At 72.3% G+C, this 12,981-nt stretch carries 12 protein-coding genes; 7 read left to right on the top strand and 5 right to left on the bottom strand.

Annotated features, from left to right (window positions below; translation table 11 throughout):
• Window positions 1-211: 211 nt before the first annotated feature.
• Together ABD466_RS00130 and ABD466_RS00125 are read left to right on the top strand one after the other, a co-directional pair.
• Window positions 212-1,885 carry an NsdA family TPR-like regulatory protein gene (locus ABD466_RS00130; protein WP_344654786.1) on the top strand — a complete coding sequence of 558 codons (1,674 nt, stop codon included), beginning with the start codon at window positions 212-214 and terminating at the stop codon, window positions 1,883-1,885.
• A 58-nt stretch (window positions 1,886-1,943) separates the two neighbouring features.
• Complete coding sequence (locus ABD466_RS00125; RefSeq protein WP_344654785.1) at window positions 1,944-2,795, top strand: SAM-dependent methyltransferase; 852 nt, start codon at window positions 1,944-1,946, stop codon at window positions 2,793-2,795.
• Here ABD466_RS00125 and ABD466_RS00120 read toward each other — a convergent pair.
• Entirely contained in the window at window positions 2,759-4,873 is a 2,115-nt protein-coding gene (locus ABD466_RS00120; protein WP_344654784.1) for a ThiF family adenylyltransferase, read from the bottom strand. The genes ABD466_RS00125 and ABD466_RS00120 overlap by 37 nt on opposite strands.
• A gap of 115 nt (window positions 4,874-4,988) precedes the next feature.
• On the opposite strand from ABD466_RS00120, the gene ABD466_RS00115 reads away from it, so the two are divergent.
• The gene (locus tag ABD466_RS00115) at window positions 4,989-5,999 is read left to right on the top strand and encodes a beta-ketoacyl-ACP synthase III (protein ID WP_344654783.1); all 1,011 of its coding nucleotides are present in this window, start codon (window positions 4,989-4,991) and stop codon (window positions 5,997-5,999) included.
• Between the two features lie 9 nt (window positions 6,000-6,008).
• Here the strand turns inward: ABD466_RS00115 and ABD466_RS00110 are convergent, their stop codons facing one another.
• The gene (locus tag ABD466_RS00110; RefSeq protein ID WP_344655154.1) at window positions 6,009-6,674 is read right to left on the bottom strand and encodes an FMN reductase; all 666 of its coding nucleotides are present in this window, start codon (window positions 6,672-6,674) and stop codon (window positions 6,009-6,011) included.
• Between the two features lie 293 nt (window positions 6,675-6,967).
• Window positions 6,968-8,122, bottom strand: coding sequence for an LLM class flavin-dependent oxidoreductase (locus ABD466_RS00105; protein WP_344655153.1), 1,155 nt, complete (start codon window positions 8,120-8,122; stop codon window positions 6,968-6,970).
• A 274-nt stretch (window positions 8,123-8,396) separates the two neighbouring features.
• On the opposite strand from ABD466_RS00105, the gene ABD466_RS00100 reads away from it, so the two are divergent.
• The 3 genes from ABD466_RS00100 to ABD466_RS00090 all read left to right on the top strand — a co-directional run bounded on the left by ABD466_RS00100 (window position 8,397) and on the right by ABD466_RS00090 (window position 10,387).
• Window positions 8,397-8,705: an L-rhamnose mutarotase gene (locus tag ABD466_RS00100; RefSeq protein ID WP_344654782.1), complete on the top strand. Its 309-nt coding sequence runs from the start codon at window positions 8,397-8,399 to the stop codon at window positions 8,703-8,705.
• A 1-nt stretch (window position 8,706) separates the two neighbouring features.
• The gene (locus ABD466_RS00095; RefSeq protein ID WP_344654781.1) at window positions 8,707-9,543 is read left to right on the top strand and encodes an amidohydrolase family protein; all 837 of its coding nucleotides are present in this window, start codon (window positions 8,707-8,709) and stop codon (window positions 9,541-9,543) included.
• A 466-nt stretch (window positions 9,544-10,009) separates the two neighbouring features.
• Entirely contained in the window at window positions 10,010-10,387 is a 378-nt protein-coding gene (locus ABD466_RS00090) for an ADP-ribosylation/crystallin J1 (RefSeq protein ID WP_344655152.1), read from the top strand.
• A 53-nt stretch (window positions 10,388-10,440) separates the two neighbouring features.
• Here ABD466_RS00090 and ABD466_RS00085 read toward each other — a convergent pair whose 3' ends face one another.
• Window positions 10,441-11,256, bottom strand: a complete 816-nt coding sequence (locus ABD466_RS00085; protein ID WP_344654780.1) for a TrmH family RNA methyltransferase — start codon at window positions 11,254-11,256, stop codon at window positions 10,441-10,443.
• A gap of 17 nt (window positions 11,257-11,273) precedes the next feature.
• On the opposite strand from ABD466_RS00085, the gene ABD466_RS00080 reads away from it, so the two are divergent.
• Window positions 11,274-12,104 (top strand): class I SAM-dependent methyltransferase, encoded by an 831-nt coding sequence (locus ABD466_RS00080; protein WP_344654779.1) that lies wholly within the window; start codon window positions 11,274-11,276, stop codon window positions 12,102-12,104.
• Window positions 12,105-12,152: 48 nt separating this feature from the next.
• On the opposite strand, the gene ABD466_RS00075 is transcribed toward ABD466_RS00080, so the two are convergent.
• Entirely contained in the window at window positions 12,153-12,959 is an 807-nt protein-coding gene (locus ABD466_RS00075; protein ID WP_344654778.1) for an NAD(P)-dependent oxidoreductase, read from the bottom strand.
• Window positions 12,960-12,981: the final 22 nt, after the last annotated feature.

Genomic DNA, 12,981 nt, shown 5'->3' with positions numbered 1-12,981 from the left:
CTCCTGAAGTCCGCTTCGGATTCGCTGACTGACCCACATCATCATGCTTCGCGCTGTCACAATGCGGGATGCGACGGTTTCTCCCGGCGCGCCGGGGAGGAACCGGAGCCGATCCCGCCCCCGCCCCCGCCGCACGGCACAGTCGAAGGGCACGGGGGAGTGACGGTCCGGTCGGCGCGGGGGTCGGCCGCCGAGCCAGGGATGCCGAACCATGAGCAGGAAACCTCGGAGCCTGAAGCAGATCCAGGCCCAGCTCGCCGACCAGCTGCGGGCCGCCGACCACTCCTGGGCCGACATCGGCCGGGAGTTCCAGCGCCGATTCCACGTCAACGCGCGGGTGGCGCTGCGGCAGGCGCACGGCTGGACGCAGCCGGAGGCCGCCGAGCGGTGGAACCGGCGCTGGCCGGATGATCCCAAGACGTTCAAGAACTTCTCCTACTGGGAGGCCTGGCCCAGCTCCACCGGCTACGCGCCGTCGTTGGAAGTCCTGGACCGGATGGCGCAGCTCTACGAGTGCAGCGTGGCGGACCTGTTGTCCGACCTGCACGACTACGGCGCCAAGAGGCGCCCGGCGCTGAGTCAGGTGCGGGAACCCGCGCCGGGTGGCGGTTCCATCGTGCCACCGCAACGCCCCGATGTGCAGCCCTACCCGCTGATGCCCGCGCTGATCCCGTTGGCGGCGCCCGGTGCGGGCAGCCCGTTCGGCGCCGGTCCGGGTGTTTCGGGCGGTCCGGGTGTCTCGGGCGGTCCGGGCGACGCGGACGACCTGCTGTCCAGTGTGTCATCGGTCCCTGAGATCAGCTCCTTGATGACGCTGCCGGACGGCGGCAACAGCCTGTCCCGCCGCTCGGCGCTGCTGAACCTCAGCAGCCTGTTCGCGGTGGCCGCGGCCGCGCCGCTGGCCGCGGACAAGGCGGTCCCGTCCCCGGCCGGCCGCGTCGACGAGGGCATGGTGGACAACACCGGACTGATCGTCGGCGGCCTGCGCCAGCAGAACGCCGCCCTGGGACCGTCCGCGACAGTGCAGACAGGGCTCGCGATGCGCGCCATGATGGAGTCCGTGGTGAAGGACGCCCCCGCGGGGCTCATCGGCCGGGCCTGGGTCGTGTACGGCGACCTGGCGCACCTGCTCGGCTGGATGATGTTCAACATGGGGCAGGACGAGCTGGCGCACTTCTACTACGAGGACGCCCGCAAGGCCGCCTACCAGGCCGACGACTACGAGCTGGCCGCGAACGTCCTGGCCGCCCAGGCGCACCTGAGCATGTCCGGCGGCGACCACCAGTCCGCCATCGACCACGCCCAGGCCGCCGAGGAGGCGGCCCGGCGCAGCGCCAGCCGCCACGCCCGGGCCTACACCGCCGACATGACCGCCCGCGTCTACGCCTCGGCCGGCCAGGGCGCCCGCAGCCTGGCCGCGCTGGAGCGGGAGCGCAAGCAGATGCAGCGCATCGACTGGGCCGAGCCCGCCGCCGAGCGCTGGGGCTTCTACGGTCCGGCTTTCTACTGGGCCCGGGAGAGTGAATGCCACCTCCTTCTCGGGCACCCGGTGGAAGCCGCCGACGCCGGGGTGCTGGCGCAGCAGCGCTTCAACCCGGCGTACCTGCACAACAACGCGATGGCCCTGGCCCGCCGGGCGCAGGCCCAGGTGCAGTTCGGCGACGTGCCGGCGGCCTGCCAGGCGCTGGCCGAGGCGGCGCGGATGGCCACGCTGGCCGGGTCGCAGCGCCTGGGCACCGAGATGGCCCGGGCCCGCGAGCAGCTCGCGCCGTACGCGAGCGAGCCGGTCGTGCAGGCCCTGGACGTCCGCATGGACCGCTACCGACGGCAGCGCGGAGCGGCCGACCTCGGGGGCGCCGCCCCCGGTGCGGACCGGGAGGCCTGAGCGGGCCGGACCGCTGCCGGACCAGTGCACACCTTTCTTCCCCGAGGAGCACGACACGATGACCGACCAGACCGGAGCGCCCGGGAACGACGCCGACGCCCTGTTCGACGACCTGCCGTCGAACATCGACACCGACGTGTTCAGCGTGGCGCGCCTCTACGACTTCCTGCTCGGCGGCAAGCACAACTTCGCCCCCGACCGGGACTTCGGACGGCGGCTGCTGGCCATCGAGCCCAACGGCCGCATGATCCTCCAGCAGAACCGGCTGTGGCTGGCCCGGGCGATGAGGGTGATGCTCGCCGACGGCGTCCGCCAGTTCCTGGACCTCGGCAGCGGGATCCCGACGCAGGGCTACGTGCACGAACTCGCGCACGCGGTGGACCCGGCGGCGAAGGTGGTCTACATCGACAACGACCCGCCGGCCGTCAGCCACAGCAACTACATCCTCCGGGACGGCGCCAACGCCGGCGCGGTGCAGGCCGACATGATCGACGCCGAGCGGGTGCTGGGCGACCCGACCGTCAAGAGCCTGATCGACTTCGACCAGCCGGTCGGGATCACCGCGCTGGCCGCCTGGCACTTCGTGGACGACAAGGACGACCCGGCGGGGGTGCTGGCGGCCTACCGGCGGACGCTGGCGCCGGGCAGCTATCTGGCGCTCACCCACGCGACCATCGACGGCGCCACCGGCGACATCGTCCGGAACGTGCAGAGCCAGTACCAGGCGGTGATGAAGAACCCGTCTCCGCGCACCCGGGACCAGATCGCAGGGTTCTTCGAGGGCTTCGAGATCCTGGAGCCGGGCATCGTGAACCTGCCGGCCTGGCGGCCGGACCGGCCCGAGGACGCCGAGGGCGCGGAGCACGTCTGGTTCTACGGGGCGCTCGGCAGGCTGGCCGCGCCGGCCTGACCGGCGCCGGCCACGTCGGCCGTCCCGGCACCGGCCACCCCGGCGCCGGCCACATCACGATCCGGCGCGATCAGCTCCTCCAGGTCGACGTAGAACCGGCCGGAGCCGCAGGGGCCGCCCAGCAGGATCCGCCGGGCGGCCTCGGTCACCAGCGCGCCGCCCAGGGCGACGCCGGAGGCCAGCTGCGGCCAGCTGCTCAGGGTCCGGCCGATCTCCGGGAAGCTCGCGGACAGGGCGGGCGAGATCCGGTCGGGGTCGACCATGTCCAGCACCAGCCGGACCCGCTCGGCCGGGCTCAGGTCGCGGCAGTCCTCGGCGGTCAGCGGCCCGAGCCGGCCGTGCAGCAGCGGCCGGCGCGGCTCGTGGTCGAAGCGCTCGACGTCCAGCAGCCCGCGGTCGTTGGCGTCCATGACCACCGGTACCCCCAGGTCGCGCGCGGCCTCGCGGGCGGCGAGCTTCACCCACGGGGTGTCGCATTCCTCGACCAGCAGGTCGATCGGCCCGTGCCCGCCGAGGAAGAACTCCTTGATGTTCTCCTCGGTGAGCCCGGCCGGGAAGATCTCGATGTCCAGGTAGGGATCGATCTCGAACATCTGCCGGGCGGCCAGCACCGCCTTGTTCACGCCGATCTGGTGCAGCCCGGCGCGCAGCCGATTGAGGTTGGAGACGCTGAGGCAGTCGAAATCGGCGAGTTTGAAGGCCCCGGCCACGCCCTCCTGGGCCAGGGTGACCGCGGCGCTGTTGCCCACCGACAGGCCGATGACGCCGACCCGCTTGCCCAGCAGCCGCCGCTGGTCGGGGCGGTCGATCTTGCCGCGGTTGCGGTCGGTGCGGACCAGCCGGTACTCCTCGCGCGGCAGCACGTGGACCAGGCGCCCGGACCACGGGTACCAGGCCCAGCTGCCGTAGTCCCAGGGCTGGGCGCCCTGCAGCTGGTCGCGGCGGGCCTCGGCGAGGGCGTCGGCGTCCGGGGCGCGGCCGGGCTCCCGGGCCCGGATCAGCTCCTCCAGCTGGCCCTCGATGGTGTCCGCGACCTCGCGGACGGCCCCGGTGTTGAGCAGCGCGGCGAGCGCGACCCGGTCGTCGTGCCGGTCCGGCCGGAACAGGACCGGCTTCCAGCGGTGCGGGTCGGCCGGGCCGATCGCGGTGAGGTGCCGGGGCGGGGCGGCGGCCGGCGTGCGGCGCTGCGGGAGGGTGAATGCGGGCTCTGATGCCGAGCCGGCGAGGCGGGCCGCGCTGACGTGGCCGAGCGAAGGGGCCGGACGGACCGGATCACCGGGGCCGGTCGTGCCGGGCGGGCCCACGGGACCGAGCGGGGCGAGAGGGGCGCGCGCGGCGACCGTGATGGCAGCGGTGGCGGTGGTGGCAGCGGGGGCAGCGGGGACAGGCTGGGCGAGCTGGACGGCCGAGAGGGCCCGCACACTCTCCTCGGCCTCCGCCATCAGCTCCCGGAACACCAGCCGGTAGTCGTCCACCAGGGCGGTGTACTCCCCGGCGCCGTCGGCGGCGCGGTGCAGCAGGATGACCACGTCCTCGGTGTACTTCTCGACGTAGCGCCGGGTGCCGGGGACCGGGTGGAAGCCGAAGCGGGCGTGGAACCGGTCCTGTCCGTCGGCGGTGCCGGAGGTGCCGATCATGGCGGCCGCGCCGAGCTCGTGGGCCGCGGCCACGGCCAGGGCGTTCAGGTGCAGTCCGAGGCCCAGCTTGCGGGCGCGGTGCTCGACGACCAGGCGGCTGTGCTCGAAGACGGTCCGGTCGGTCAGGCCCTCGCTGCGCAGGACCTCGTCGTAGTGGGGGCCGCCGAGGAACTCCCGCGACTGGTAGCGGGCCGCGGTCGCGGGTGTCAGGAGCCGGACATAGCCCAGCGGCGGGCCGTGGACGCCGTCGCCGGCCCGGCGCGCGGTGAAGTGCCAGGCGCCCAGGTCCTGCACCTGCTCGTCGTGCTCGCGGAAGGCCGGGCGGCGGCCCTGGTCGAACAGGATGCGGGCGCGCAGCCTCCTGATCTCCGGCAGCCGCCCGGACTCCGCGCCGGGGCCGTCCGGGGCCAGGAACGCGGAGTAGTGCCAAGGGGAATCCATGATCAGCACCATGGGATGGCGGAGCTGGCGGAAACAAGCCGTAACTACACCTTACGGGTGAATTCTCAGCGAAAGTCCTATGTGAGTCCTCTGCGGACCCCGGAGAATCCAGCGTGTGAACCCTCGCGCGGCCGTCGTCCAAGGCGTGGGCGGGGCTGTGCCCCCGCGCCGCGTCCCCAACATCGAACTGGCCGCCCGGCTGGACACGTCGGACGCGTGGATCCGCGACCGGCTCGGCATCGCGGCGCGGCACGTCGCCGCCGGCGTCTCGACCGTCGACCTGGCGACCGAGGCCGGGGGCCGGGCCCTGGAGATGGCCGGCTACGGCGCCCTGGACGCCGTCGTCCTGGCCACGTCCACCCCGGACCGGCTGTGCCCGGCCTCCGCGCCGGAGGTGGCGGCCCGCCTCGGGTACACCGGTATCGCAGCGTTCGACGTCAACGCGGTCTGCGCCGGGTTCGTGCACGCACTGGCGACCGGCAACGCCCTGATCCGCGGCCATATGGCGGACCGGGTGCTGGTGATCGGCGCGGACGTCTTCACCACCCTGGTGGACCCGGACGACCGGCTGACCGCGTCGATCTTCGGTGACGGCGCCGGGGCCGTGGTGCTGCGCGCCGGCTCCCCGGACGAGGCCGGCGCGCTGCGGTCTTTCGACCTCGGCAGCGACGGCACCCAGGTGGCCACGGTCGAGGTGCCCGGCGGCGGCGCCCGCGACCGGCTCGGCCTGCCGGTCGCCAACCGGCGGCCCTACCTGGTGATGGACGGCCCGGCGGTGTTCCAGCGCGCGGTGCGGGAGATGACCGGCTCCTCCCGCCGGGTGCTGGCGCGGGCCGGGTGGGGTGCCGCGGCGGTCGACCGCTTCGTCCCGCACCAGGCCAACATCCGGATCATCCGCGCGGTGGCGGAGGAGCTGGGGATCGCCGGGGACCGGGTGACGGCCAACATCGAGCACGTCGGCAACACCGTCGCGGCCTCGATCCCGCTGGCCCTGGCCGACGCGCACGACGGCGGGCTGCTCGGTGCCGGACAGCGGGTGCTGGTGACGTCGATCGGGGCCGGGCTGGCGTGGGGGTCGGCGGTGTTCACCTGGCCGGAGCTGGACGGCAAGGCCCGGCTCCGGTAGCCGGCCGGGTCAGATCCCGGCCCGGAGCGCGGCCATCCGCTGCTCGAAGGGGATGACGTCCTCGAACTCGTCGCGCGGCCGGCGCGCGGTCGCCGGCGCGCCGGCCATCAGGCCCGCCAGCTCGCCGCCGGCCCGCTCGACCCGCTCGTTCAGGCTGTCGCCGCCGGAGGACGCCCAGTCTTCGGACGCGGCGAACACCGCGGTCGGGACGACGAAGGCGCGCAGGTAGGCGAACATCGGGCGCAGCGAGTGGTCCAGGGCCAGCGAGTGGCGCGCGGTCCCGCCGGTCGCGGCTATCAGGGTCGGCTTTCCGGTGAGCGCGTCCTTGTCGAGCACGTCGAAGAACGACTTGAACAGGCCGCTGTAGCTGGCGGTGTAGATCGGGCTGACGGCGATCAGGCCGTCGGCGGCCTCGACCGCGTCCAGCGCGGCGCGCAGTTTGGCGCCGGGGAAGCCGGCGACCATCGCGCCGGCGATGTCCAGCGCCAGGTCGCGCAGCTCCAGGACCTCGACCTCGACCGGGCGGCCGGTCAGCCGGGCCCGCGTGGCGTCGGCCAGGCGGTCGGCCAGGATCCGCGCCGTCGAGGGCTGGCCGAGGCCGGCGCTCACGATCACCAGGCGCAGGGCGGCGGCGCCGGCCTCGGCGCGCGGCTTCGAGCGGTCGAGGGCGGACATGCCGGGGTCGTCGCCGAAGACCGAGTCGATGAACAGCTCCCCGGGGCCGTCGTAAGCCGGGTCCCCGAAGACGTTGCCGAGGTCGCCGCCGGGGGCGAGGCCGCCGAGGCCGCCGATGTCACCGCCCAGCGCGGACGCGGTCGGCAGCGGAGCCGGTGCGGACGCCGGCGCCGGCGGACCGGCCGGGGCAGGCGGACCGGCCGGAGCCGGCCGCTGGGTGAACCAGGCACTGCCGCCCGACCCGACTTCCAGGCTCTCGTCCCGGTAGCCGGCCTCCGCCGCCTCGTAAGCACTCACGGTGCGATGGCCTCCTTCGTGTCGAACAGTGCCAGCCGCTCATCATCCCGCGCCCCGTCGTTCGCCGCGGCGCCGCCCCCGGTGACCTTCGCGACCCGCGAGGCGTGCGTCGGGGCGTCCGGCACGTCGGCCGGCCGGCCGATCGCGAACTCCTTGCGCAGCACCGGTACGACCTCCTCGCCGAGCAGGTCGATCTGCTCCAGCACCGTCTTCAGCGGCAGCCCGGCGTGGTCCAGCAGGAACAGCTGACGCTGGTAGTCGCCGACGTAGTCGCGGAACGCCAGGGTGCGCTCCACCACCTGCTCGGGGGTACCCACGGTGAGCGGGGTCTCGGTCATGAACTCCTCCAGCGACGGGCCGTGACCGTACACCGGGGCGTTGTCGAAGTACGGCCGGAACTCGCGCACCGCGTCCTGCGAGTTCCTCCGCATGAACACCTGGCCGCCCAGGCCCACGATCGCCTGCTGTTCAGTGCCGTGGCCGTAGTGCGCGAAGCGCCTCCGGTACAGCGCCACCATGCGCTGCGTGTGTTCCTTCGGCCAGAAGATGTTGTTGTGGAAGAAGCCGTCGCCGTAGTACGCGGCCTGCTCGGCGATCTCCGGGGAGCGGATCGAACCGTGCCAGACGAACGGCGCGACGCCGTCCATCGGCCGCGGGGTGGCGGTGAAGCCCTGCAGCGGGGTGCGGAACCGGCCGTTCCAGTCGACGACGTCCTCGTCCCACAGCCGGCGCAGCAGCGCGTAGTTCTCCAGCGCGAGGTCGATGCCGTCACGGATGTCCTTGCCGAACCACGGGTAGACCGGGCCGGTGTTGCCGCGGCCCAGGATCAGGTCCACGCGGCCGTCGGCCAGGTGCTGCAGCATCGCGTAGTCCTCGGCGATCTTCACCGGGTCGTTGGTGGTGATCAGCGTGGTGGCGGTGCTGAGCAGCAGCTTCGAGGTCCGGCCGGCGATCCAGCCGAGCATCGTGGTCGGCGAGGACGGGACGAACGGCGGATTGTGGTGCTCCCCGGTCGCGAAGACGTCCAGCCCGGCCTGCTCGGCGTGCTCGGCGATGGCGACCATGGCCTTGATGCGCTCACGCTCGGACGGCGCCTGACCGGTGGTCGGGTCGGGCGTCACGTCTCCGACGGTGAAGACGCCGAACTGCATCTGGCTCACGGAACCCTCCTGAAGTTGAAAGTTGAACAAACCCTTCAACCGCGCGTGGGAAGATCGTATTCCCCGAAGTTAGGTTCACCTGTGCTCTTACGGTGTCTGGTTGACCACATCCGCCACGGCAGGCAACCCGCGCCCAACCCGACCACGCAGCCGAGCGGCGTGTCCACGACCCATTCCGGCGGCGCGGCCCGCTGCCGCCCGGCGCACCCACCGGCTACACTCGCGCCGAGCGGCAGAGATCCGATGAATCCAAGGGAGCGTCGTCATGCGGGTCGCGATCCACACTCGCCTCAAGCCGGAGGGCATAGCAGGCTACGAACAGGCGCACGACCACATCCCGCCCGCCATCCCGGAGCTGCTGCGGGCCGGAGGCTGCACGGAGTGGACCATCTGGCGCAACGGCGTCGATCTGTTCCACCTCGTCGAGTGCGAGGACTGGGAGGCGCTGAGGGCGTTCATGGCGGACCAGGAAGCGGATCAGGCCTGGCAGGAGCGGGTCGGCGTCTTCCGGGACTTCTCCCTGGCCGGCGGGGATGCTCCGATGCCGCTCATCTTCACGTTGCCGGAGGGGTGAGATGCGCATCATCGACGCCCATCACCACCTGTGGGACCTCGAGGTCCGGGACCAGCCGTGGACTGCCGGCCTGCCCGCGTTGCGCCGGAGTTTCCCCCTCGGTGAACTGGAGCCGATCGCGGCGGCCGCCGGGGTTTCCGGGACGGTCCTGGTGCAGACCATCCATGCCGCGGGGGAGACGCCGGAGATGCTGGCGATCGCCGATTCATCGGATCTGATCGTGGGCGTGGTCGGCTGGACGGACGTCGCGGCGCCGGACTTCGGGGACCGGCTGAGTGCGTTGCGGGAGGGTGTCGGCGGGCGGTGGCTGGTCGGGATCCGGCATCAGGTGCAGGACCTGCCGGACGGGTCCTGGCTGACGGAGCCGGCGACGCTCAAGGGCTTGCGCCGGCTCGCGGCGGCCGGGCTGGCGTTCGATCTGATCGTGCGCGCGGACCAGCTCCCGGCGTGTGTCGCGGCGGCACGGGAGGTGCCGGAGCTGCGCTTCGTCCTGGACCACGCCGGCAAACCGAGGATCGCGGCCGGCGAGGTCGAGCCGTGGGCGTCGGATATCAGGACCCTGGCGGTGTTGCCGAACGTCAGCTGCAAACTGTCGGGGATGGTGACGGAGGCGGACCTGGAGCGGTGGACCGTGGCGGATCTGCGTCCCTACGCCGAGGTCGTGCTGGAGGCCTTCGGCGCCGGTCGCGTGATGTTCGGCAGCGACTGGCCGGTGAGCACGCTGGCGGCGGACTACGCGCGGGTCGTGGAGACCGCGCGGGAACTGACGGAGCACCTCACGGTGGGAGAACGCGAAGAAATATTCGAGGGAACCGCGACGGGGGTCTACCGCCTCTAATGGCGTGGACGCGGCAGGCCGCGCACTCCGGCGACGAGATTGGGTCGGGGCGTGTCTGTCGCCTAGCGTGGAATACGTGACGGAGCGCTGGGAGACGATCGACGCGATCAACGCGGCTCGGGCCGCCATGGAGGCGGCGCTGGGGTGGGAGCGGCCCGCGGCGTGGGGCTTGTCGACACCGGATGGTGCTGTGGTGCGGGCGAACGTGCGCGGGGGCTATCTGCCGGGCGTGGTGCTGGCCAGCGTGGTGGGGCATCGGGCTGGGAGCGGGGCGTACGCGCTGACGGCTGAGCAGATCGCTCATGCCGTTGCCCTGGCTGAGCCGGCCGAGGCCTGCACCGAGGTGGAGCATCCGAACATCGCTGCGCTGCGCTTGCTCGGTGACGGCGCGGTGGTGGTGTTCGTGGCGGAGGAGGATCTCGTCGGGGATCCGGAGGACGAGCAGGTCGCCGGCCTGCTGGCTGAGATTCGTCGCGGGCGGCAGGAGAATGAGGACGGGACGACGACGTTGTGGCGGCCGATCGGGCCGAGTGAGCTTGCCTTGCTGCGTCTCGATGGTTTCCGGGCGTGGCCGCCGAGGCTGGCGGAGCAGCCGATCTTCTACCCGGTGCTGAATGAGGAGTACGCCACGACTATCGCGCGGGATTGGAACGTGGCCGCGTCCGGGACGGGGTACGTCACGCGGTTCCGGGTGGAGACGGCGACGGCGCGTCGTTATCCGACACAGGTGGCGGGTGGTGCGGGGCATTTGGAGTTGTGGGTGCCGGCGGAGGAGCTTGAGGCGTTCAATGCTGCGATCGTCGGGCGGATTGAGATCGTGGCGGAGTATTCGGCGGGCGTGTAGCGACCTTTCACGCTCGTGCGTTCAGGCACCACGTGACGCATGGTTCTGACTCTCTAACGTCGTCGACGCTGCCGCGCAGCCTCATACAGCACCACCGTCGCAGCGTTGGCGGCGTTCAGCGAGCTCGCGATGCCGCCCATCGGGATGCTCAGGATCCGGTCACAGGCGTCGCGCCATCCCGTGCTCATCCCGACCGTCTCGTTGCCCACCACGATCAGCGTCGGCGCGCCGAAGTCGTAGTCCTCGATGTCCGTGTCGCCGTCCTCGTCGGTGCCGACGATCGTCACCCCGGAATCGGCGAGCCAGTCCACGACCTCGCGCTGGGACGGGGTTCGTACGGTCGGGACCCCGAACAGCGAGCCGGTGCTCGCTCGTACCGCGCGGGGGTCGTAGACGTCGGCGGCGTGGCCGGTCACGATCACTCCGTTCGCGCCGAAGGCGTCCGCCGAGCGGATCAGGGTGCCGATGTTGCCGGGTTGGGTGGGGCGGTCGAAGGCGACGCCGAGGAAGGGGGCGCCGGTGCGAAGGCTGATGCGGTCCAGATCGTCCGGTGGCATCCCCACCACCGCCAGCAGTTCCGGCGCCGCCTCCTGCTCCTTCTCGCCGAGCTCGGCGATCAGCTCGGTCGGCAGGGCTACCACCTCAGCGGCGGTGACGCGGAGCATTTCCTCGGCCCAGCGGGACAGGCGACGGTCGGCGTCGACGAGGATTTCGTGGATCGGCCAGCCCTGGTCGGCGGCGAGGGTGATGGGGCGGACGCCCTGGACCAGGAAGCGGCCTGCCCGTTGGCGCTTCGTGCGGTTCGTCAACAGTGTCTGCCACTGCTGGAACCGTGCGTTCCTCGAACCGACCCGTTGCCATCCGTGCATCCGGCTAGGCTACCGGCGTGTCCAGCTACGAAGATGCACCGACGTTCGACGAGGTCGAGCGAGTCATGTGGGCCGATGCCGGTACCGCGTACGAGGCTGTCTACGCCGGCTTGTGCGCGCATACGATCCCGGCCCTGCTCGACGCCGTCGGCGTTACGGCCGGCACGGCTTTGCTGGACGTCGGCACCGGTACCGGCAACGCGGCGCGGGCGGCTGTCGCGCGGGGGGCGGAGGTCACCGCCATAGACGCCGAGCCGACGATGCTCGATCTGGCGCGGGCCAAGGTGCCGGAGGCCCGGTTCGAGATGGCGACGGTGCCGGACCTGCCGTTCGAGCCGGGGACGTTCGACGCGGTGGTCGGCAACTTCGTGCTCAACCATTTCGGGAAGCCGCGGGCGGCGATGGCGGCGCTGTGCTCGGTGGCCAAGCCGGGGGGCCGGGTGGCGTTCACGCTGTGGCCGGCTGAGCCGACCGCGGGGCGGACCCTCTTCCCGCGGGCGTGGAGTGTCACTGAGGGGTGGGTGCCGATGGACCTGCCGAAGATCGAGGAGAGTGACGACTACCCGCGTACGGAGGAGGGCCTCGCCGAGCTGTTCCGTGAGTCGGGGCTGGAGGACGTCGCCACCAGCGTCATCGACTGGGACCACCTGACGACCGCAGAAGACTGGTGGATCGGGATCGCTTCGGGGGTCGCCGGGTCGGGGCGCGCGTACATGGCGCAGAAGCCTGAGGTGCGGGCTGCGTTTCATCGCAACTATCTGGAGGTCGCCGCTGAGATGAGCGACGAGGACGGCACGATGCGGTTGCCGTCCCGGGCGCTGCTCGCGGTCGGGACCGTGAAGGCCTGAGCAGGCGGGCCGCACCTAGGAGAGGCGCGGCCCGATCGTCATCGTCGTTCAGTGCTTCTTGGCGAGCTGGAGCACTGCGACACCGAGGTCGGCGTTCTGGTCCGGGGCCGACTCCAGCGCCCGCCGGGCCGCCGCCATGATGGGCAGGTCCAGCAGTCCGCCGCCCAGTCGCAGGTCCTTGACGGCCATCTCCACCGAGAAGTCCGCGGTGGTGGCGAACGCCCGGCCGACCAGCGGGGCCAGCGGGCTGGCCTCCAGGGCCGCGCGGGGGTCGGCGAGCCCGAGCCGCTCGGCCAGCGCCAGTGCCTCGCCGACCAGGGCGACCCCGGCCACGACGCCGTTGATCAGCACCAGTTTGCGGGCCGAGCCGGTGCCGAGGTCGCCGCACTCGGTGACGGTGCCGAAGACCTTCAGCAGGTCGGCCGCGCGCTCCAGGTCGGCCGGCGTGCCACCGGCCAGGACCGCGAGTCCGCCGCTCTCGGCGCGGTCGACGCTGCCCATGACCGGGGCGTCCACCATGCCCGCGGTGCTGGGGATCAGGTCCCTGATGCGGCGGGTGGCGTCCGGGCCGACCGTGGACATCTCGACCAGGACCGCGTCCGCGCGCAGGCTGCCGGCGAACGCCTCGACCACCGTGGTGACCGCGGAGGGATCGGACAGCATCGTCACCACGAACGCGGCGTCGGCGACCGCCTCGGCCGGCGTTCCCGCCACGGTGGCGCCGAGGGCGGCCAGCGGTTCGGCCCGTGCCGCCGTCCGGTTCCACACCGTCACGTCGTATCCGGCGCCGATCAGTCGCGCCGCCATCGGGGCGCCCATCGCCCCGAGCCCCAGGAAAGCTACCCGTGTCGTCATGGGCGCCAGCCTAGGTGAGGGC

It is taken from the genome of Catenulispora subtropica, from assembly GCF_039531675.1.
Taxonomy (GTDB): Bacteria; Actinomycetota; Actinomycetes; order Streptomycetales; family Catenulisporaceae; genus Catenulispora; species Catenulispora subtropica.
This window is presented reverse-complemented; position numbering and strand designations above follow the sequence as displayed.